This window comes from Enterococcus sp. DIV1067f (assembly GCF_050543505.1).
Taxonomy (GTDB): Bacteria; Bacillota; Bacilli; order Lactobacillales; family Enterococcaceae; genus Enterococcus_D; species Enterococcus_D entomosocium.
The window spans coordinates 111615-132885 of sequence record NZ_CP172940.1 but is presented as its reverse complement, the minus strand read 5'-3'; the positions used below and the strand labels follow the sequence as shown (position 1 = coordinate 132885).

The following is a 21271-nucleotide window of genomic DNA, read 5'->3' as shown; positions in this document are numbered from 1 at the left end:
TCTTCACCTGACCATCTGTGCAATTTTTGCTTCAATGCCCTGCAACGGCAGGACTTCATCCACGACTCCTTGTTCAATGGCATACCGCGGCATCCCAAAGACTGTACACGTTTCTTTGTCTTGAACGATCGTATAGCCCCCAGCCGCTTGGATCTGTCGTAAGCCAGCGGTGCCGTCTTTTCCCATCCCCGTCAAAACCACTGCCGCTAGTTGCGGGCCATAGTAGTCAGCAGCTGAGGAAAAAAGATAATCGACGGTTGGCCGCGTCCCATGACGTTTTTCTCGCTGGTCCAGCTGCAAGTGCCCTTGTTTGACCGTCATGTGGTAATCCCCTGGACAAAGATACACTTGATTTTCGATCCGCATGCCATCGACTGCTTCTTGTACTCGGACGGTTGTCTCTGTGTCTAAGCGCTTTGCAAAGGAAGCCGTAAATCCCGCAGGCATATGCTGAACAATCAAAATGGGACAACGCAAACGCGCAGGCAAACGGCGGATTATCCCCAGCAAGGCACGCGGTCCGCCTGTTGAAGCACCAATGACTAGCGCATCAAGTGATACCGGCAAGCTGTTTTGCGTCAGCTTAGTGGGCTGGGCAATCGTTGGCATCAGGGTTTGAACCGTGCCGGCCTCATGATCCATCGCCAAAATTTTTTGATGAAATTCAGCGATCCATTCTTTTTCGATCATCGATAGACTGACCGGTTTTTCGACAAAATCTCGGGCGCCTAGCGCCAATGCCTCAATCGTGGTTTCTTGATTGGTTAATGAACTAAGCATGATGACGGGAATGGCTGATTGCTGTTTCATCCTCCGCAAGGTCTCTAATCCGTTCATCACTGGCATCTCCACATCCATTACTACCAAATCGATCGCTTCTTTGGTCAGATAGTCCAATGCTTGTTTGCCATTGCGGGCAGCGACGGTCACCTCGATATCAGGCAGCTGATTCAATAAATCTGTCACTACTTTCCGCATGAATGCCGAATCATCGACGATCATTACTTTTTTCATGTCCCTGTACTCCTTTTACAAATAAACGATTTCTTGTTTGACTTGCCGAACCATGGTCTTGAAATCCTGAAGATCCACGATCATCGTTCGACCAGCGCTGCCGCCAACATGTTTGGCTACGATCGGAATGTTTAGCCGAGCCAAGACTTCCTCGACGGCTTCAATATTGCGCTGACCAATATTGCTGGCAGCGTTAAGCGTCTGGAACTGAAACATATTGGCGCCGCCAACGATTTTCGCTTGAAAGCGAGGCCGACGGATCTTTTGTTCCAGCTCAGCCACCATCGCTGGCAATGCCAAGTCCGCAAACTTCTCGGGCTTGATTTCCCGCTTGTGCAAAAAAGGCTGACTATCTGGCAGCATAATATGACTCAAGCCGCCGATATGACTGGCTTCATCGTAAATGATCGTGCCGATGCAAGAACCTAAACCCACCGTGATCAAACGCGTTGGCGCTTGGGCGATCTTATACTCCGAGATCCCCACATGCAGTTCCTCATTCACGGTCATCATTTTCATGGTCATTGGCGGCTGCCAATTCCTCTGTCTGATAGGCGTCTAACTCCGCCGTCATCTCAGCGGCTTGTTCATAGCTGAAGAGAAACGGCAGCTCCAATGCCAGCACAAGTTCATCGTCTTTTTTCAGAAAGGCTTCGATATAGTTTTGCTTGAGTCCTGATGTATTTAGTTCCGCATTGCTAGGACTTTCAACTAGCGGTAAAATGCCGACGATCTCTTCCACGTAAAGGCCGATCGCTTGCTCTTGCCAGTGACACAACAAAACCACATTTTGCCCAGTTTCCGGTGTAAATTCATCAAACAGCTTTTTGCGGATGTCAATGATCGGCACCATCGCCTCTTCAAAAGGCTGGATCCCCAGCACGAAATCTGCCACTTCTGGCAGCTGTGTAAAAGAAGCAGCCTCAATGACTCGTACCACATAGTCGATACGCAAGGCAAAGAGTTGTTGATGACTTTTAAATACAACGTATTGTTCCATTGGCGTCACTGCTCCTTTTTAGAATTTGAAACTATCCACTTGGAATTTAAGGATAGTGGCGATCGTTTCGATCTCTTGCACATTCCGCTCAAAGTCTTCGATGACTAAGTAGAAGTCCTCTAAGTTTGCCGTTACTTCTTGGGTGCCGGCAGAGGTTTCCGAAACAGCAGCCGAAATGTTGCTGACGGAAACTTGAACCATGTCTTTTTTCTCAACGATCCCGGTAATATGGGCTTCCACGGCTTGAATACTTGAAACCAATTTTTCGACAATATCAGAGATCTCATTGGCTGACTCGATCGCTTTGTTGATATTGTTGGTTTGTTTTTCGCCGCTTTCAAAGGAATCCGTCACTGCAGAGACCACTTTTTCCGATTTTTTGCGGATCGTTTCAATGATCGAACGAATGCTTTTCGTTGATTGACTGCTTTGTTCCGCCAAGCTGCGGACTTCCTCCGCAACGATGGCAAACCCTCGGCCCGCTTCTCCAGCTCGAGCTGCTTCGATGGATGCATTCAATGCCAGTAAGTTGGTCTGATCAGAAATATCATTGATCAGCTGAACGATCTTACCGATGCTTTGGACATCTTCGTTCATGTCGTTCATGCTTTCCACTAATTCCGCTTGGTTTTGCCGTTCGATCTCCCAGCTTTCAAATACATGGAACATCATTTCTGAATTGTGGACATTGCTGCTTTGGGATTGACCCACATAGCCGTTCATCAATTCGATCTCTTTGTGGATCTCTTCGATACTTAAGGCTAGCTCGTCCATATCAAAGGAGGTTTGTTCCGCTTCGGAGGCTTGTGAACTAGTGGCATCTGCGATGGCATTCATCGTCTGACGCACATTTTCAATTGAATTTTTGGCATTTTTTGAGGTTGTCGTTAGGCCGCCTACCATTTTTTCCATCCGGCTGCTTTCTTCGTGCATGCCAACGATCACCGCTTTGAAGGTGTTTAAAACCCCTTGAAAACGATTTTGAACTTGCCCAAATAGGGAAGTTTGGTCGCTGCTGCCGATCTCATCGATATGCGACAGATCACCAGAACCAACTGCTTCTAGTTCTGTCAACAACGTATCCATGCCCGAGTGGGTCTCTTTTTTTACCAAATAGGTCATTCCTACTAACACTGCGATTTCTAGCAGCAATACGATCACTGAAAAAATAAAGAAACTTTTTGCTGCTTGTCCGTCTCCGTGGGTGCGGATCACGAAGAAATAGCATCCTAATAATACGATCAGGGTAAACCCTAGCGGAATCAACGCCGCCAAGCGGATTTTTTTGATGATAGCTTGTACCTTCTTCTTCATAACAGTATCCTTTCCTATGCAAAATGATCAGTCGTGCTGTTTATCAAGATTCGCTCTTCACTTGATAATCGTTGGGTCACTCCTTCTTTATCCGATTATGAAAACAATCTTCTAGTTCTTTAATCGGATCTTTTGCTAGAAAAGTTAAGCATCTTCACCAGACATATGTATCTTTTGGATCAGCAAAGCGCGTATAGCCGCCTTGGTATTCATCACGAACCAAGCGACCGTTTTGCAGCTCGACCACCCGATTACGGACCGTATTGACCATCGTACTGTCGTGGGTCGCCAAGAGGATCGTGGCACCGACTTGATTGATCCGCAAGAGTAGTTTCATGACTTCAACGGCTGATTTCGCATCCAGATTGGCGGTGGGCTCATCGGCGATCAAAACTGCTGGCTCTGTGACGATCGCCCGCGCGATCGCTACTTTTTTGCGCTGTCCCACGGAAAGCTCTTCAGGATAGTGATCCCTTTGAGGAAACATACCCACCAGTTGCAGTGCTTTGGCGGTTTTTTCCTGACGCAGCTTACGGGGAGTGCCTAGTACTTGCAGCGCATAGTCAACGTTTTTGGCAACCGTCAGATAAGGAAGCAAAAGGTCTTCTTGTCCGACGATACCGACTTGTCGTCGAATCATATAGAGATGACGGTCTTTGAGTTGTTCCAACAAGACATTGCCGACTTGGATAGAACCGGCCGAAAGCTCTTCTTCTTTCAAGAGCAATTTGAATAATGTCGATTTGCCGGCACCACTGGGACCCACCACATAGATAAATTCTCCTTGAGGGATCGCAACAGAAATATCGGCCAATGCCAACGTACCATTGCTGAATTTTTTACTGACCTTGGTTAAGCGAATCATGTTCTTTCTCCTCTAATCTGTAAAACGATTGATCACGGACCACATCTCGTCAGCTGTCTGCATGGCTTTTGTATTCAATCCATACGCACGCTGGGTCGTTAACAAGTCTGTCATGGAAGTCGCTAGATCCACTGTCGACTGTTCTAACTGTCCTTGCAACACGCTGCCAAAGGCTGCCGGATTGGTTTGCGAAGTAAGCAACGCTTGATCACCGGCACTGTACAGTTGGTTGCCCATTGGCGTGATGTTTTCTGTATTCGTCGGCTGATAAAGGGTCAGCTGTCCCAACACGCGAGTCTGACCATTTTCTTCCGTCGTCAACTGACCGCTGGCATCTATTGCGATTTGCTGCGCATCTGGCCACTGCGCGGTCGGTACGTTTGTGGTCATTGCCACAGGGTACCCTTCACTATTGACTAATTGCTTGTTCTCACTTAAATGAAAATTGCCTGCTCGACTTAGCAGCAATTGACCGGTTTGGTCCCGAACCCCGAAAAAGCCATTGCCTTGGATCGCGAGATCTAATGGCTGAGCAGTGCCCGCCAGATTGCCTTGGGCAAAACTGGTGGTCGTGGTTGCCTTCGCCCCCATTGACGCACCATATTGGGCGGCGTTGCCATTAAACAGCGTTTCTTCTGCACCGATGGCATTTTCCATCAATGCTTGAAAGTGCGTCGTTTGTGCTTGGTAGCCATTGGTATTGACGTTGGCAATATTGTTGGCTGTCGTGTCTAAGTTTGTCTGCAAATGATTCAACCCAGAACGGCTGATTCCTAATAATCCACTGATATTCATTGACTCATCCTCAAATCTTTCCTAATTCGTTGACCGCTTTTTGCAATGTCTGATTCGTTGAACTCAAGACTTTCTGATTGGCTTCAAATTCCCGAGAAGTCTGGATCATCGCCACCATTTCATCGGCAACCGCTACATTGGCTTGTTCTAAGGCACCTTGTTGGATCACTGGTGCATTCACAGTGGTTCCTGCTGCGTTGCTAGTCACGTAGTTTTGACCAGCTGTAGTCAATGCTTCTTGGGGGAATGTTTGGATCTGAAAGTTCGCTGGTCCTAAGGCGCTGACTGCTTGTCCATTGGCACCCAAGACAAGATAGCCTTCTTGTGTCACGTATTGATTCTGCTGATTGACAGTAAAGTCGCCATTTCTCGTATACAACCGCTGACTCGCATTGTTTTGAACGACAAAGTAGCCTTCGGAAAGCAGTGCAAAATCACTGGCTTGTCCCGTCTGTTTGACAGCGCCTTGGTCTTGACTGATGGTACTGCCTGCCAATTGGGTCCCTAAAGACAACCCACCGATGTCACGGCGGGTATCCGCATTGGGCCCGCTTTGGTAATTATGCAATGCCACTTCATCTAGCGTCGACTGGAATAAGGTTTTTGCTTGATACCCTGTTGTATTGACATTGGCAATATTGCCGCTCGTCGTCTCTTGTCGCTTTTGTAATAATGAAATGTTCCGTGATAAGACATCCAGTCCTCGAATCATGCCAGTTCCTCCTCAATCAATGTGCGCAATTTGGCAATCGTTTTGCCATGAATTTGTGAAACTCGCGGAATCGAGACTTCTAAGATTTCAGCGATTTCTTTTAACGTCAGTTCTTCGGTATAGTACAAACTTAAAATCAATTGTTCCCGTTCCCCTAATTTTTTGATGCACGCAACCAAAGCGGTGCGTTTTTCTTCGGCGACCATGGTATCTTCGACATTCTCGGCAGGATCTCGAACCATATCTTTTAAGGTCATGCCTTCTTCTTGGTAAGCAAACAAGGTATCTTCCAAAGAGACGCTGGCTAAGTAGTGCAGACTCTCATAAATATCCGCTAATTGACTTTGGTTGATTCCCAGCTGTTTGCAGATCTCGGTGTCGGTCGCTTCTCTTTTGAGGCTTTGCTCCAACTCTTGCCGTGCTTGATAAAACTGATTGACTGCCGCCATTTTGTATCGGGAGATTTTGGCGTGCTTGCGTACTTCATCAATAATTGCCCCTTTGATACGAATCGCTGCATAGCTTTCAAAAGGAACTTTTTTTGAGGGATCGAATTTCCGCAAGGCATCCATCAGCCCAATCACCCCAATATTGTAGAGATCGCCTGATTCATAATCGGCGGTTTTGATAGACAGGCGCTGAACCACCCGTTCCACTAGCGGCAGATACTTGATGATCTCCGCTTCTCTATCGACTTCATACATCGGCGATGCCCCTTCCTAAGAAAATTCTGCTTAAATGTCAATACTGCCCACCGTTTCGATCGCAATTTCATTGGGAATCTCATTCAGAGAAAGAACGGCGATATCTGGAAAATTAAAAACGATCATTTTTTTGAATGCTAACCGGATCTTAGGCGATGCCAGAATCACGAAATTGATATTTTGAGCGATCGCCGCATGTTGGATCCCACTGATGGAATCCAACAGCTTGGTCACGGTATCTGGTTTTAAGACCGGGTACGAGCCAGTTGCGGTTTTTTGGATACTTTGAGCGATGATTTCTTCTAGTTTCGGCTGGATCACCGCCACTTGCAGCTCGTGGTTCTCATTGGCATACTTGGCAGCGATCGTCCGTTTCAGTGCTTGGCGAACATATTCTGTCAAAACTTCTACGTCTTTCGTGACAACGCCGTAATCGGCTAAGGTTTCTAAGATCGTTGCTAAGTCATTGATGGGAATTTGTTCATCCAATAAATTTTGTAAAACTTTTTGGACCTCGCCGAGCCGCAAAATATCGGGGATCAATTCATCGATCACGACATTGTACTGCTCTTTGATGCCCTCCAATAATTTCTTGACTTCTTGGCGACCTAACAGCTCTGGTGCATGGGCATAGATGATTTCTTTTAAGTGTGTTGCGATCACGGTCAACGGCTCGATAATCGTAAACCCTTGCAGATCCGCCATCTCCTTATCGGATTCATCGATCCACATAGCATCCAGATGAAAGGCTGGTTCTTTTGTTGTGATTCCTTGAAAAGGAAATGGCTCTTCATTCGGGCTGATCACCATGACTTTGTTCGGGTAAATATCGCCGCGGCCGACTTCGTTGCCGCGGATCTTGATCACGTAATCATTGGCATCCAAATAGAGATTGTCGCGAATACGAACGGGACTGACTAAGATCCCTAATTCTCTGGCACTCTGTTTACGGATCGCCACGATGCGGTTCATCAAGCTGTTGTCGATCGAACTATCCACGATAGGGATCAAACCATAACCGATTTCCACTGAGATTGGTTCCACTTGGAAGGAAGCCACGGAATCGTCTTCTTCCTGTGCTTCTTTTTTGCGTTCCAATGCCAGTTTTTGTTCCCATTGTTTTTGTTCCACTCGCTGCTTTTCTTCTTTTTGCGTCACCAGAAAGCTGGCTGCGAAAAGGCCTAAGCCAATCAACACAAAAGGCACAAAAGGAAACCCGGGAACTAAGGCTAAAACGAAGAGAATCGCCCCCACGATCCGAAACAGTTGGGGATTACGCATCACATCTGCCGCAATATCCAAACCAAAGGAACTATCGTTATCGGAACGAGTCACGATCACCCCAGAAGCAATCGAAATCAGTAAAGAGGGAATCGAGCTGACCAAGCCATCCCCGATCGCCAGTTTCCCGAATTGGGCGAAGGCTTCCATGACGGTCATTTGTCCGCCCATGGAGAAAATGATCGCCCCACCAACTAAATTGATGACAGTGATCAAGATCCCTGCGATCGCATCTCCTTTGACAAACTTGCTGGCACCATCCATCGAACCAAAGAAATCAGCTTCTCGCTGCAGATCTTTTCGTCGTTTGCGGGCATCCGCTTCTGTGATCAAACCGGCATTTAGGTCGGAATCGATCGCCATTTGCTTGCCGGGCATCGCATCCAATGTGAATCGAGCAGTCACCTCTGAGACACGCCCTGCACCATTGGTCACGACGACTAGCTGAACGACCATGATGATCACGAACAAAATGATCCCCACGATATAATTGCTGCCGGCAACGACATTGGCAAAGGCATCGATCACGTGTCCGCCATTTCCTTGGGTCAAGATCAAACGAGTGGAAGATAGGTTCAAACCTAAACGAAACATCGTTGTGATCAGCAGCAAGGTTGGAAACGTAGTGAATTCCAACACTGATTTGGTAAACAGGGTGATCAGTAAAATGTTGATCGCAATCGTCAAATTGATAATGATCAAAATATCTAATAATGCACTCGGTAATGGAATAATAATCAAACCAATAATAGCTAGGACGATCACCGAGATTAAGATATCCGCCAGACCAATGCCTTTTTTCGGTTTTGAGGCAGCCTCATTCATTTTTGTTCCTCCTGTTTCCTTAAATCTTGCCGCGTTGGCTTTCTTCTAACTGATAGACCAAAGCGATGATTTCGGCAATGGCTTCATACATTTCAACAGGGATCAGATCCCCGGGTTCTACTTGACGATAAAGGGCCCGTGCCACTTCACGGTTTTCGATCTGTGGGATATTTTCTTTCAGGGCTTCTGCTTTCATCCGCTGCGCCAGCTGATCTGCCCCTTTGGCCAAGACCCGAGGCACCCCTTCACTGCTGGCATCGTAACGAATCGCAATGGCGAAGTGGGTCGGATTGGTGATCAAAACCGTCGCTTCTTTGACGTTGGCGATGGCATTTTGGGTCATCGCACGGTACTTCGCTTTGCGCTGTGCTTTGACTTGCGGATCACCTTCCATTTGCTTGAACTCTTCTTTGACTTCCTGCTTGCTCATCATCAAGTTCTTACGATGGCTATAGCGCTGGTAGCCGTAGTCGACTACGGCTAAAATGATCAAGAAAATCGAAATCTGTAAAAACAATTCTTTGGCCCGCAGCAGCATGAACAGGATCGTTTTTTCCAACCCCACTTCACTCAAACCCAGTAAAACAGGGACGGCGGCTAAAAATTGTTGATAGCACAAGTAGACGATCACGCCGAATTTCGCCAATGTTTTGCCTAAATTCATCAACGAGCGCAAACTGAATTGCTGCTTGATCCCGCTGATGGGGTTCAGCTTTTTAAAATCTGGTTTGATGGCCTTGCCGGAAAACAACAGACCGACTTGGGCATAATTCGTGATAAGCCCGACTCCGAGCGCAACCAGAAAGACGGGCGCACACAACAAAAGCAGCAGCAAGATACTCTGCACCCCCAGTTTTGGCAGATCCGCCAAACTGGTTTGATAATCAGCCAGCTGCGCCAAACTTTGGGAAAAATAAGGCAAAAAAGAAGCGGCGAAAAACTGCCATAAAGACAGGATCAAAAATGAGAAGACCAGCAGCGAAACAGCAGCTGCTAATTCCTGGGTCTTAGGTACCTCCCCGCGTTTGCGGGCATCCCGCAGCCGCTTGGCACTGGGTAGCTCGGTTTTGCCATCTTTTTCTGCCATCTTCTCACCTCCTGCTGGCTGCCTGTTACTTTATTGAAAGGACTCGATAAACTCCTGCAAGTAGCGGACCGTATCTGGCAAGTGTTTGCCTAAGTACGAAAGGACATTGGGTAATAGCAAGAGAAACACCACAAAACTGATGGCAGTTTTCATCGAGAGACTCATCATCAAAATATTGATCTGGGGGATCGAACGAGAGATCACACCTAGCACGAGGTCCACCAACAGCAGCGCAATGATCATTGGTGCCGCAAGATTGACTGCCATTACCATCATTTGGCTGAAAAGTTTGACGATGCCTTCAACCGTCGTGCCTTGGATCACCACAGAGCCTAAGGGCACGATCCGAAAAGACAACAGCAGTGCTGTGATCAGTCGATGATGCAGATCAAGACCAAAAAACACAGCGATCGTCAGCCAATAGTACGTTTTGCCATACTGGGAAGAGGCGATTTGCAACGTCGGATCATAGGCTTGCGCCATCGAAAAGCCTACTTGAAAGTCGATCAATTGGCCCGCAATTTCCACACCGGTAAAGACCAGCTGGCTCAAATAGCCCATCGCCATCCCAAACAGTACTTCTTTGATGACGAAAACCGTCAGCATAAAGAGGGAAAGCTCGGGAATTGCAGGTGCCGTCGGCAGACATAGGCCCGTCAACGCCATGCCGATCACGATTTTTGCCAGTGACGGAAAATTTTGCTGTGAGAAGATCGGACAAAGGACAACAAACGCCAATATTCGACAAAAAATCAACACCGTCGCTTGAATCGGCGCCATCAGGTTTCCTCCTTACATTGCCGCAATCATCTTGAAAATCATTTTGGTAAAATTCAACAAGAGATTCAGCATAAAATTCCCCGCCAAGATCAAGGTCAAAAAAATCGCTAATAGTTTCGGCACAAAGCTCAACGTTTGTTCTTGGATTTGGGTAGTGGCTTGAAAAATACTGATCACCAATCCAACGAGCATGCCGACCAATAAGGCAGGGCCAGATATCGCTAAAATTCGAAGAAAGGCTTCCCTTAGCACATCAAGTACCATTTCTACTGTCATTTCCTCTTGGCTCCTTTCTTAGCGGCTATTGAAAGCTCTTGATCAGCGACTCCACGATCAGATACCAGCCATCCACTAAAACAAATAGTAAGATCTTGAAGGGCAGTGAGATCATGATCGGCGACAGCATCATCATCCCCATCGACATCAAGATACTAGAGACGACCAGATCAATGATCAAAAAGGGGATAAAAATCAAAAAGCCGATACTGAAAGCCGTTCGTAACTCACTGATAATAAACGCCGGTACCATAACGGTCAGAGGAACATCGTCAGAAGAATGATACTTTTCGGTCTCCCCATCAGCTTCCGCAAACAAGGCAATGTCTTTTTCCCGTGTCTGTACCATCATAAAGGCCTTGATCCGTTTTTCTGAGCGGTCAAAGGCTTCGGCTTGGCTGATCTCTTGTCGATCAAACGGTTCAATCGCTTGCTGGTAGACGTCGGTATACACAGGTTTCATAATAAAAAATGTCAAGAATAAGGCCAACCCGATCAACACTTGATTGGGCGGGTTTTGCTGTGTACCTAACGAACTGCGCACAAAGGACAAAACCATGATGATACGAGTAAAAGAAGTCATCATGATCAGCAAGACTGGTAAAAGGGAAAGCAGCGTCAGCAACAAGAAAGTATTGATCGTATCACTTGAGCCATTCCCATTCGACAATAAATTGTTGATGGTGGAACTGACGTCTTCCGTGTCTAGCGCAAATGCCGTCTGCGGAAGCATCAGACTGCTGAAAAGGACCGCAGCCATGATCTTGATATCTCTGCCTTTGATCTTCATTTTTGCTTGCCTCGTTTTCCAGCAATTTCCGCCTTGGCTTTGTTTAGCCATTCAGAAAAATCTTTGCCAGCTTGCACTTGGGTGCTTTCTAGGCTTTGCTGTAAAAAAGCGGCCGTTTCTTCTTGCGTCAACTCTTTGATGATCTGATTTTGCTGTTCAGAAAAGCTCATGACGTAACATTTGTCCATGATTTGGACGATCCCGATCGAAGACGACTTGCTGACGGCGATTTTTTGCAAAATACGCAACTGGTGATTGTGCTGGTTCGTGTAACGATTCAAATATTTCAAACTAATGTTGATCAAATAAAGAATAAGCAGCAAAAACCCAATCATTTTGACCAGCGATAAAAATGTTTCCATCAACATGCCTCTTTCTATTGGATCACTAAATCCGTCACATAAACATCCTTGGCGATTTCTGATCCGTATTCCTGATTAATTGTTTCTTTCAATGCTTTTTTTAAATTCGGTACACTTTCGGCGGAGCTCAAAATACCGCTGGCCTTTTGTTGGCGCAATAAGTTTACGACGCTGTCACGAATGACAGCCACATTTTTCGTGGCTTCCGCGCTTTTTTCCTCATCCGCCACTAAAATCGATAAATTGACCTTCATGTATTGCTGCTCTTGGTTGTCTTCTTTTGCCAGATTGACTAAAAATTCATCCAATGCCACGATCGCTTCGTCTGAGGAGATTTTGCTGCTGTCTTTTGCTGTTTCAGCAGCTGCTGTTTTTTCCCCCGTCAAAAAGTGATTCGTCACTAAGGTTCCGCCGATACTGCCGCCGACTACCACGATCAAGAGGATCGGCAGTAAAACAACCATGTTCAAGCCTTTTTTCTCTTTTTCTGCTTTTGGTACTTTTTCTTCTTTTGCCATCTTTCCCACCCTTACGTTTTCACTTGGTTCGAATGGATCACCGTATGATACTCGATCACCCGCTGCGCAACTTCTTGCGCAGCTTCCGTCACCACTAAGGTTTTGCCGTCTGTCAGTGTGATCAATGTATCCGGCATTTCTTCGATCCGATAAATCAATGTTGGATTTAAATAGAATGGCTTGCCATTCAATGCGGTCACTAGAATCATGGTCAAACTCCTCTCAATGATGAAGCGTCACGTTCTTAACGTTTTAGATTCAATAATTCTTGCAGCATTTCATCAGAAGTCGTAATACTTCTTGAATTTGCTTGATAGGCACGGCTCGCAATGATCATTTCGGTAAATTCTGTCGAAAGATCGACATTCGACATTTCCAAGGCACCTGCTTGCAGCGTTCCCGCTCCATTATTGCCGGGGCCTGCAACGATCGCATTTCCTGAGTTGCTGGTTTGGATATAGTTGTTGCCGCCGACTTTTTCTAAACCTTCTGGGTTATTGAAGGTTGCGACACCGACTTTTCCCATCACAAAGGTTTGATTGCCGTATTTTGCCAACACTAAGCCATTGGCATCGATTGCCATGGAGTTATAGGTCAAGGTTTCCCCATTGACGGTCAGTGTGCTTGGGATCGACAAGGGAGCTACCGCACCTTGTCCGCTCAATGCCGTGTTTTCATCAAAGTTGTCATCATAGACAACTGGTTGACCGCCATTGACTGAACGACCTAAGACTTGCATCCCATCACTATTGGTCAAGGTTCCGTTGCTGTCGCGCACGAATGCGCCATCTCGTGTGTAATAGGTTTCGCCATTTGCTCCTGGTCCTTGTACCATAAAGTAGCCTTGTCCGCTGATATAAAAATCCATGCTGCGGCCAGTCGATTGCGGGGCACCGACTGTATTGATGGTATCGATGGAGCCCGTCTGAACCCCTAAACCGATCTGCGTTGCATTGATCCCGCCTAAGCCGTTGCCTGGTGCAGTTGCGTTAGACATCGTTTGGCTCATCATGTCTTGGAAAAGGACTCGACTTGATTTGAACCCAACCGTATTGACGTTGGCGATATTATTGGAAACCACGTCCATTTTCGTTTGAAGATTTTTCATTCCACTAACACCTGAATATAATGATCGTAACATGCTTATTTTCCTCCTTATGGTTGGCGTATTTTCCTCTGTCATTCAGAAAATACTTGCAGCCCCTTTTCAGTCCAGCTGCTATTTGATAAATGTGGCGCTGTCAATATTGGTGACGGTGTGAAGCTCATTCATCCCCATCGCCGTAATGATGGTTCGTGAATGGACATCGGCGATCAAGCCCATATCTTTGTAAACGAGCAGTGATTCTTTGCTGCCTTTTTCCGCTAGCTCGCTAAGCGCCGTTGAAAGGGATTGGTAATCATCGTCTTGTAAGGTCAATTCCCTTGCGGTCAAACGCTTTTGCGCATGGTGCGAGACTTTGATGTCGTTTTGTTTTTGTTCAAGCATTGAAGAGAAGGCTTGTTTGTCCACGGCTTTGCGGGGATTTTGATAAGGCTCCCCGGCAACTTTTTGCAGCCCCTGTTGAATCGTCAAACTCATTTTGCTTCGCCGCCAATCTCTTGGATCGCACTCATACTGTATTCTTTGCCATTTACGACGATCGTGGCGTAGCCATTGGCAAAGCGGACCTTTTCGATGGTTCCTGACAATGTTTCTGTGCCGTCCATCAGAGTGACTTGTTTATTGATCAAGCTAAAAGCTTGCTGCTGTTGCTGTAAAATCACCGAGGTCGTCAACGTTTCGCTCAATTCATTCAAGCTCTCTAAGGTCGTAAATTGAACCAGTTGCGAGATATAGTCGGTGCTACCACCACCAGAAGAATCGCTGCCTCCCATCGATGGGTTGCTCATAGATGCTGCTAAGATCTTCAAAAAATCATCCATGGAGATATCTGAAGATTTTTTTGTTTGCGTTAATGCCGATGTATTGGCAATGCCGGCCGCAGCTGCTGTAATTTCATCTGCCATAGGTCTCCTCCTTTACACTAAAATACTGATCGCATGATCGATCGGTGCTAATTGCTGCTCTTCTTCAACCGTATTGCTTTGATGAAATGGCTTTTTGCTTTGTCCTTTTTGAGCCTGTAAAAAACGCTGTTGGTTTAACTGACTGTCACTTGCCATCATACTGCCGGCAAAGGATTGATTTGACAGCGGACCAGCCTGCTGGACAGAAGCTAACGTAGGTTCTTTGATTGCTAGGATCGGCTGCTCTTGCTTTTGCAAAACTTGCTCTAGCTCATGCTTGATGGACAGCAATAATTCTTTGGCTTGCGGCTGCTGAACGGTCAGTTCTAAGCGGCTGCCTTGGGCATTCGTTTCTAGAGAAAGCTGGATCGTGCCTAATTTCTCGGGAACGAATTGCAACGTGATTTTTTTCTCGCTTGACGTGCTGCTCGTTTGGACGAGTTGGGCAGTCGCTTTTGCTAAGGGCAGAGCCGCTTGCTCCATACTCGCTTTTGTTGGCGCTAGTCCTTGCTTGCTCAAAAGGGGAGAAACATCAAGCAGTTGCAGTGCTGGTGTCGCCATTTCATTGTCGGTTACTGCCGAAAAAGCAATGGCTTGTGCAGAAACAGCTTCCGTATTTTTGGCGACTGTTTCCTTCGTGCTTTGCAAGGTGCTAGTCGTATCCGTCGCTTGGTGGGTCACTGGCGACACTTGATCCAATGGTCCCGTTTGGCCCAATTGAGCGGTCCCTTCGGTGGACTGTTTCAGCTGTGCTTCTGTCGTCTGCGCAATCGCGGCTTTTGTTACTGAATCGATTTCCTTGAAAGTCGCGATCCCTTTTGCCGTGGACTGCTCTTCGCCTACTAAGTCTTCTGGCAAAGGCGTTTCAAGCGTTGGTGCTGCGGCTTCACTTCTGTCATTTGTCATCAAATCCAGACCTTCAAGCGTAGACTCGGAGGGGTCGATGACTGTGGTGGCTACGTCTATTGGTGCTAAAGCTGCTGTGGCGCTTGTTTGGTTCTGCTCCGTCGTTACCATTGATGCCTGTGCCGCTTCCTGAACCAAGCCTGCAAAAGGTGTCTGGCTGATCTGGCTCATTTCTGGCGCTTGCGTCGTTGCAGATTGTTCAGCTGCTGAAGTGATTTCTGACTCCTGCGGCAGATGTTCCATACTGCTGGCCGTACCCATTTCTGGTGCGGCGGCGATTTGCTCCGTCATCCCTGATGTTTCGATAGGGGCTGGCAGGTTGCTGCCTGCTTGAACTGTCAGCTGTCGCATCATCAAACTGAAGACCTCTGGTGACGCCTCCATCTTTTTTGATTTGCTACCGACAGGTACAGCGGTTGCGGCACTTGTTGTGATCTCTTTCATTGTTCACCTCCTCTCAGCTGATGCTTTAAAACCAAGGTCATCTCATCACTAAAACATTAGTTCTTTAAGAAAATAAGGCGCGATTGCCGAACTCATCCAATTGTTTTTGCTCTTCCAATTGCTGTTCATAGGTGTATTCAGCAAATTGTTTTTCTCGCAGTTTTTCCACGATCTTGCGTTCCTGCTGCGCTTCTACCACTACCGATAAAGACTCTGCCAATTCTTGCTTCACGTGAAACATTTTGTTCTGAACCTCATCGATGGTGGCATTCAAAGCAAGCAAATAGCGTTGCTGCACTTGCATCCGCCCAATGGTCATTTCATTGACATCAAAAAGCTGGGCTTTTTCCTGTGCCAGCGTGTTCAGGTGCTGTTCTTGCTGAATCAACAATTGCTGTTTTTGGGCGTACGCTCGTTTGGCTTCTTGCTCAATGGTTTTTCGGTGATCCAATACTTTTTCTAAGGAAAAGTGAAATGCTTGCATGGTTGCTCCTTTATGATCTGTTTTACATGGTCGAACGCTGGCGCTCGATCAGCGCTTCTTCACTGAACAAATGCGCCAATTCAAAAATCGTTTGTTCAAATGGGATCCGCTCATCCACTTTTTGCTGTAAAAACCGTAGGATGGGGTGATGCAACGCGATCGCTTGGTCGGTCAACGCATTACTGCCGCTTTTGTAAGCACCGATATCGATCAAATCCTTGGCCTCTGCATAAACGGCCATGTTTTCTTTTAGTTCCCCCGCATGTTCATGCTGTTCCTCAGAAACGAGGGTCTTCATCAAACGGCTGAGGCTGTTTTGAATATCGATGGCAGGATAATGATTTTGAGCGGCGATTTTCCGTGACAACAGAATATGACCGTCAAGAATCCCCCGCACCGCATCAGCGATCGGTTCATTCATGTCATCACCTTCTACCAAGACGGTATAAAAGGCAGTGATCGAGCCTTTGTCAGACATCCCACTGCGCTCTAACAACTTCGGTAAAGCTGTAAACACAGAAGGGGTATAGCCTTTGGTCGTCGGTGGTTCACCTGTTGATAAACCGATCTCCCGCTGCGCCATCGCAAAACGGGTCACCGAATCCATCATCAATACGACTTTCTTGCCTTGATCGCGGTAATACTCAGCGATCGCCGTTGCCACATGAGCCCCTTTTAGTCGTACAAGGGGTGGCATATCGGAGGTAGCACAGACAACGACCGACTTGCGGTAGCCTTCTGGGCCTAGATCATTTTCAATAAATTCTTTGACTTCTCGTCCTCGCTCGCCGATCAAGCCGATCACGATGACATCTGCTTCGCAATAACGAGCCAGCATCCCCAATAAGGTACTCTTACCGACCCCGCTGCCGGCAAAAATGCCGATCCGTTGGCCAAGGCCGACGGTCAAGAGACCATCGATCGCCCGGACACCTGTCGGCATGATCTCAGCGATTTTTTGACGACGAAAGGGGTCAGGAGAATCTTGACTAACTGGATATTCTGACGCAGTTTCCAGATCCAGCGCCATATCTAACGGTCGCCCTAGTCCATCTAAGGTGTGCCCTAGCAGCGTATCATCGATTTTTACCGTCAACGATTTGCCAGTTGGCCGCACCAAACAGCCCGGTCCGATGCCTTCTAGCTGATCAAGGGGCATCAGGAGCACGGTTTTTTTCACAAAGCCCACGACTTCGGCTAAAGCTGTATGTGTCTTGTTTTGCAGTGCGACTTCACAGATTTCTCCTATGAAAACCGCCAACCCTTCGACTTTGATCAGCAGACCTACGACTTCGCTGACTTTGCCGTAACTGGTAAAGAACGGCTGTGCTTGCGCTGTTTTGCGCAGCGCTGTGATCGGTAATTCAAACGTCATTCCTTCACACTGCTTTCTAAAAATTGGCTCAAAAAGCGAGCGATTTCTTCCCTCAGTTCAAAAACCACCAAGGCATTTTCAGATTCGATACAAAAATCGTGTTCCGCCAAGCCGTCATCTGCCATGAGTAAATAGCGAAACCCGCTGATCGTCTGTTTTTTGGTTTCCAACAATTCTCGCAACCCTGCAAGGTGCTGCTCTTGGCTGCGAATAGTCACAAATTGATCGGGTTGTTCAAATTGCCATAGCACAGACTCCACAAAAGGCAGGAAGCCTGCTTGCTCGTCTGTAAAACGTTGATTGATCAAGGCTTCGGCGATTGCCGTGCCGTAAGCGATCATTTCTTGCTTTTTCTCTGAGCGAAAGGTGTTGATTTCAGAAACGGCTTCAGCGACATTGGCTTGGGCTTGTGTCATCAATGCTTGCGCGGCTTCTTTGCTGGCATTGAGTCCTTCTTGATAGCCTTGTTGAAAGCCGTCTGCTTGTCCTGCTTGAAAGCCTTCCGTTCTCGCTTCTGCTAGAATTTGCGCCGCTTGCGCTTGTGCATCGGTCAAGATTTGCTGTTTCAAGGCTTCCATTTGCTGCAGATGCCGTTCCTGCTCCAACTGGCGTGCACGTCTAGCCGCTTGCAGTTCTGGGTCTAAGCTCGGTTTCTCAATCGGCGCTTTGATGGTCGTATCCGTCAAAATACTGCGAGCAGCTTCAGTCGTTTTGACCGCCTGCTGCTTCAATAAACTGCTATTTGACCACTGCATCTTGGTCGCCCCTTCCGATGTAGATCTCACCGGTTTCATCTAGCCGTCGAATCACAGCCACCACACTTTGTTGGGCTTCTTCTACAGCAGACAAGCGGGTAGGACCCATAAATTGAATTTCTTCTTGCAGATTTTCCACCGCCCGTGATGAGAGGTTGGAGAAAATAAAGTTCTTGATGTCGTCGGTCGTGCCTTTAAGCGCTAAGACTAAGACATCGTTTTGAACATCTCGCAAGACTTTTTGAACATCCAAGCGATCGAGGGTCACGATATCCTCGAAAGTAAACAAGCTTGATTTCACTTCGTTGGATAGTTCCGGTTGCCGCTTTTCCAAGTCGTTCAAAATGTTCTTTTCAGTACTGCGGCTGACTGAGTTCAAGATTTCTACCAGTGTATGCACACCACCGACATTTTCCGTATCGTTCTCAATGTAATTCGAGAATTTGTTCTCGATCACTTTTTCAATCCGTTCGATCACCAAAGGCGACGTACTGGAGATCGTCCCGATCCGTTCAGCGATCTCCACTTGCAAATGATCGGGAAACTGTGACAAGACGCTGGCCGCTTTGTCCGGCTGCATGTAGCACAAAATCAACGCTACCGTTTGTGGATGTTCGCCGATCAACAGATTGGTCAACTGTTGAACATCGGCTTTGCGAGCGATATTAAAGGGCCGTTCCCGCAGCTGAATCTGAGTCAATACGTCAATGACTTCTTTGGCTTTTTGAGGGCCTAATGCTTGGTTCAGCAAATTTTTGGCATAATCGATCCCGCCGTCTAAGACATATTTGCGGGCCGTTGCGGTATGAGAAAATTCCTCCAACACTTGATCCCGCTCTTCGGGACTGACAAAGTCGATGTTGGCGATCTCATAGCTCACTTTTTGTATAAATGATTCTGGCAGCAGCTTCATGATCTTTGCAGAGGTATCTGATCCTAGAGAAATCAGAAGAATCGCTGCTTTTTTTACCCCGTCTATTGTATCCATGGCTGCCCCCTTATTTTTCTTTCATCCAAGCTTTGATCAATTCCGCCGCTACTTCAGGATTGCTTTCGGCATAATTTCTAGCCGTTTGATCCAATGTTGGTTCTCCTGTATGTTCTGCTGTGGCTTCTTGTGTGGATGCTTCTGGCACCGCTGGTTTCGTTTCAGCAGACCGGTTGCCGACACCGCCAAAAACGACTTCTTGTGCAACTGGGTTACTCGCTCCGATGCTAGCAGCGGACGGTTGTGCAAAAGTGACCATTTCATCCGTCACATCCACTTCCAACTCGTCTTCTTTGCGTCGGCGTCGGATCACGCCAACGATCATTAAGATCACCAAGAACAAGGTCAACACGATACCGCCGATGATGGCATACTTGACATAACCTTTGGCAGCTGCAATCTGTTCATTCCCTTGAGGATCAGCGGCTGGATCAACCTCTGCTTGGGCAAAGTCAAACCCTTGGATCGCAATTTGATCGCCACGGTCATTGTCATAGCCGACGGCGCTAGCAATCAACTGCTGCAATTCTGCTTGATCCGCTTGCGAAAGGTTCGCATTGATCACGATTGAGCTGGTCATTCGTTCGATCATGCCAGGAGCCGTAATGGTCGTAGTGGTCTCGGTATCCAATTCATTTTCAACGGAGCGACTGTAGGAATTGTTCCCCTCTCCGTCCGTGCCCGTCACATTGGAGACATTGTCATCCACAGTCCCTGTTTGGGCTTCTTGGACGGTCCCTTGCGAACCAGCAGCCTGCACTGTTTCACTCTTGATCTCTGGGTCATCATAAGTGACTTTCTTCCGCTCGATCGAATCAAAATTCAAGTCTAAATTGATCGACACTTGGAATTTGTCTGCACCATAGATCGGTGTCAGCAACTTCGCTACTTTTTCTTCTAGCGTTTTTTCATAGGAATCTTTGATGGCAATGTATTTATTGTTTAAGCCACTTAATTGACTGGCTTCATCTTCGGTTCTAGTCAACGTATTGCCCGCGCTATCAACGACTTTTACATTTTCAGGCTTCAGCTTTTCCACTGCGCCGGAAGTCAAGGTAACGATCCCTTGCACGGACTCGTCTGAGATTTGCTGATTTTTCAAGGACAACACGATAGAGGCCGTCGGCGCACTTTCCTCCGAAGAAAAGACACTTTCTTCTGGCATCACGAGTAAAACTTTGGCGGATTTGACCGCATCGATCGACTCGATTGCTCGCTGTAGTTCGCCCGTTACTGCCCGCTGATACATGATTTTGCGGTCTTCATCCGTTGTCATCATGTTGGCATCATCAAATAATTCAAAGCCTGTACTGGTATTTGGTAACTTATTGTCCACGGCAAGATTGATGCGGTATTCATCGACTTGGTCCTTATCGATCAAAATAGTCGTCCCATTGTCGGCTAATTTGTAGGCGATCTGCTGTTCATCCAAATCCTTGCTGATCGTTCCCGCATCGGCATCGCTTAGATCCGTAAACAAGATACCGTATTCAATTCGCGTATTTAAATAATAAACAGCTGCTGTGATTCCGAGAACGCTGATAACGGAAAGAACAACGATCATTTTCTTTAAAGAGCTTTGCATTTGCCAACGGTCTTTGAGTTGTTCTGTCCATTCTTTCACTTTATCCATCATTTATTCTTATTCCCTCACCCACTGCTAAAACTGCATATTTTTCACGTCATTGTAAGCTTCTAAACACTTGTTTCGTACTTGAACGGCTGTTTGTAGCGCCAATTGCGCCTCCGTCATGCGAATCATCACATTGCCTAGATCGCTTTCATCGCCGGTGATCAAATTGACAGTATCTTGATCCATGACCGCCGTTTTTTGATTCAACTGATCGACCGCATTGGTCAAGTAGGAAGAAAACTGGTTTTCCTTGGTGCCCACAACACTAGTCTCTTTTGAAGTAGCCCCCGTGCCTAGTGTCCGCAAAACGTTTTGGTAGTCTGTTAATCCTGTCGTTAAAAGTCCATCCATTT

Annotated in this window: 26 protein-coding genes; all 26 read right to left on the bottom strand. The window is 47.0% G+C overall.

The window, feature by feature from the left end; translation table 11 throughout:
- Positions 1-3: 3 nt before the first annotated feature.
- Positions 4-1014, bottom strand: coding sequence for a chemotaxis-specific protein-glutamate methyltransferase CheB (gene cheB / locus IGJ42_RS00620; protein ID WP_061053560.1), 1011 nt, complete (start codon positions 1012-1014; stop codon positions 4-6).
- A 15-nt stretch (positions 1015-1029) separates the two neighbouring features.
- The gene (locus IGJ42_RS00615; RefSeq protein ID WP_429966474.1) at positions 1030-1539 is read right to left on the bottom strand and encodes a chemotaxis protein CheD; all 510 of its coding nucleotides are present in this window, start codon (positions 1537-1539) and stop codon (positions 1030-1032) included.
- A complete protein-coding gene (locus tag IGJ42_RS00610; protein ID WP_151195377.1) occupies positions 1511-2014 on the bottom strand; it encodes a chemotaxis protein CheW in 504 nt (167 codons plus the stop codon). The genes IGJ42_RS00615 and IGJ42_RS00610 overlap by 29 nt, the downstream gene beginning before the upstream one ends.
- Before the next feature lie 18 nt (positions 2015-2032).
- On the bottom strand, positions 2033-3328 hold the full coding sequence (locus IGJ42_RS00605) for a methyl-accepting chemotaxis protein (protein ID WP_005226627.1): 1296 nt from the start codon (positions 3326-3328) through the stop codon (positions 2033-2035).
- Between the two features lie 154 nt (positions 3329-3482).
- Positions 3483-4193, bottom strand: coding sequence for a cell division ATP-binding protein FtsE (locus IGJ42_RS00600; RefSeq protein WP_196043890.1), 711 nt, complete (start codon positions 4191-4193; stop codon positions 3483-3485).
- Positions 4194-4205: 12 nt separating this feature from the next.
- A complete protein-coding gene (locus tag IGJ42_RS00595; RefSeq protein WP_139959983.1) occupies positions 4206-4988 on the bottom strand; it encodes a flagellar hook-basal body protein in 783 nt (260 codons plus the stop codon).
- A gap of 10 nt (positions 4989-4998) precedes the next feature.
- On the bottom strand, positions 4999-5700 hold the full coding sequence (locus IGJ42_RS00590; RefSeq protein WP_429966898.1) for a flagellar hook-basal body protein: 702 nt from the start codon (positions 5698-5700) through the stop codon (positions 4999-5001).
- Positions 5697-6404, bottom strand: coding sequence for a sigma-70 family RNA polymerase sigma factor (locus tag IGJ42_RS00585; protein ID WP_196043892.1), 708 nt, complete (start codon positions 6402-6404; stop codon positions 5697-5699). The genes IGJ42_RS00590 and IGJ42_RS00585 overlap by 4 nt, the downstream gene beginning before the upstream one ends.
- Positions 6405-6434: 30 nt before the next feature.
- A complete protein-coding gene (gene flhA, locus IGJ42_RS00580) occupies positions 6435-8510 on the bottom strand; it encodes a flagellar biosynthesis protein FlhA (protein WP_005226622.1) in 2076 nt (691 codons plus the stop codon).
- Between the two features lie 19 nt (positions 8511-8529).
- Complete coding sequence (locus IGJ42_RS00575; protein WP_005232780.1) at positions 8530-9597, bottom strand: EscU/YscU/HrcU family type III secretion system export apparatus switch protein; 1068 nt, start codon at positions 9595-9597, stop codon at positions 8530-8532.
- Between the two features lie 30 nt (positions 9598-9627).
- A complete protein-coding gene (gene fliR, locus IGJ42_RS00570) occupies positions 9628-10377 on the bottom strand; it encodes a flagellar biosynthetic protein FliR (RefSeq protein ID WP_196043893.1) in 750 nt (249 codons plus the stop codon).
- A 12-nt stretch (positions 10378-10389) separates the two neighbouring features.
- Positions 10390-10653: a flagellar biosynthesis protein FliQ gene (gene fliQ / locus IGJ42_RS00565; RefSeq protein WP_005226613.1), complete on the bottom strand. Its 264-nt coding sequence runs from the start codon at positions 10651-10653 to the stop codon at positions 10390-10392.
- A gap of 25 nt (positions 10654-10678) precedes the next feature.
- Positions 10679-11443, bottom strand: a complete 765-nt coding sequence (fliP, locus tag IGJ42_RS00560) for a flagellar type III secretion system pore protein FliP (RefSeq protein WP_005232783.1) — start codon at positions 11441-11443, stop codon at positions 10679-10681.
- Positions 11440-11805, bottom strand: a complete 366-nt coding sequence (locus IGJ42_RS00555; protein ID WP_008376622.1) for a flagellar biosynthetic protein FliO — start codon at positions 11803-11805, stop codon at positions 11440-11442. Before IGJ42_RS00555 ends, fliP begins: the two co-directional genes overlap by 4 nt.
- 14 nt (positions 11806-11819) lie before the next feature.
- Positions 11820-12323 (bottom strand): flagellar basal body-associated FliL family protein, encoded by a 504-nt coding sequence (locus IGJ42_RS00550; protein WP_008376623.1) that lies wholly within the window; start codon positions 12321-12323, stop codon positions 11820-11822.
- An 11-nt stretch (positions 12324-12334) separates the two neighbouring features.
- A complete protein-coding gene (locus IGJ42_RS00545; protein ID WP_005226609.1) occupies positions 12335-12532 on the bottom strand; it encodes a flagellar FlbD family protein in 198 nt (65 codons plus the stop codon).
- 35 nt (positions 12533-12567) lie between these two features.
- Positions 12568-13464: a flagellar hook-basal body complex protein gene (locus IGJ42_RS00540; protein ID WP_194195022.1), complete on the bottom strand. Its 897-nt coding sequence runs from the start codon at positions 13462-13464 to the stop codon at positions 12568-12570.
- Positions 13465-13542: 78 nt separating this feature from the next.
- Positions 13543-13905 (bottom strand): hypothetical protein, encoded by a 363-nt coding sequence (locus IGJ42_RS00535; RefSeq protein WP_005232787.1) that lies wholly within the window; start codon positions 13903-13905, stop codon positions 13543-13545.
- A complete protein-coding gene (locus tag IGJ42_RS00530) occupies positions 13902-14333 on the bottom strand; it encodes a flagellar hook capping FlgD N-terminal domain-containing protein (RefSeq protein ID WP_003129052.1) in 432 nt (143 codons plus the stop codon). The genes IGJ42_RS00535 and IGJ42_RS00530 overlap by 4 nt, the downstream gene beginning before the upstream one ends.
- Before the next feature lie 12 nt (positions 14334-14345).
- Positions 14346-15683 (bottom strand): flagellar hook-length control protein FliK, encoded by a 1338-nt coding sequence (locus IGJ42_RS00525; RefSeq protein ID WP_005232788.1) that lies wholly within the window; start codon positions 15681-15683, stop codon positions 14346-14348.
- 64 nt (positions 15684-15747) lie between these two features.
- Positions 15748-16167, bottom strand: a complete 420-nt coding sequence (fliJ, locus tag IGJ42_RS00520; protein ID WP_005232789.1) for a flagellar export protein FliJ — start codon at positions 16165-16167, stop codon at positions 15748-15750.
- A 22-nt stretch (positions 16168-16189) separates the two neighbouring features.
- Positions 16190-17542 carry a flagellar protein export ATPase FliI gene (gene fliI, locus IGJ42_RS00515; RefSeq protein ID WP_430615853.1) on the bottom strand — a complete coding sequence of 451 codons (1353 nt, stop codon included), beginning with the start codon at positions 17540-17542 and terminating at the stop codon, positions 16190-16192.
- Positions 17539-18297 (bottom strand): hypothetical protein, encoded by a 759-nt coding sequence (locus IGJ42_RS00510; RefSeq protein ID WP_005232791.1) that lies wholly within the window; start codon positions 18295-18297, stop codon positions 17539-17541. Before IGJ42_RS00510 ends, fliI begins: the two co-directional genes overlap by 4 nt.
- Complete coding sequence (fliG, locus tag IGJ42_RS00505) at positions 18281-19285, bottom strand: flagellar motor switch protein FliG (RefSeq protein WP_005226586.1); 1005 nt, start codon at positions 19283-19285, stop codon at positions 18281-18283. Before fliG ends, IGJ42_RS00510 begins: the two co-directional genes overlap by 17 nt.
- 10 nt (positions 19286-19295) lie before the next feature.
- Positions 19296-20918 carry a flagellar basal-body MS-ring/collar protein FliF gene (fliF, locus tag IGJ42_RS00500; RefSeq protein WP_050790974.1) on the bottom strand — a complete coding sequence of 541 codons (1623 nt, stop codon included), beginning with the start codon at positions 20916-20918 and terminating at the stop codon, positions 19296-19298.
- A 27-nt stretch (positions 20919-20945) separates the two neighbouring features.
- Positions 20946-21269 (bottom strand): flagellar hook-basal body complex protein FliE, encoded by a 324-nt coding sequence (gene fliE / locus IGJ42_RS00495; RefSeq protein ID WP_016619528.1) that lies wholly within the window; start codon positions 21267-21269, stop codon positions 20946-20948.
- Positions 21270-21271: the final 2 nt, after the last annotated feature.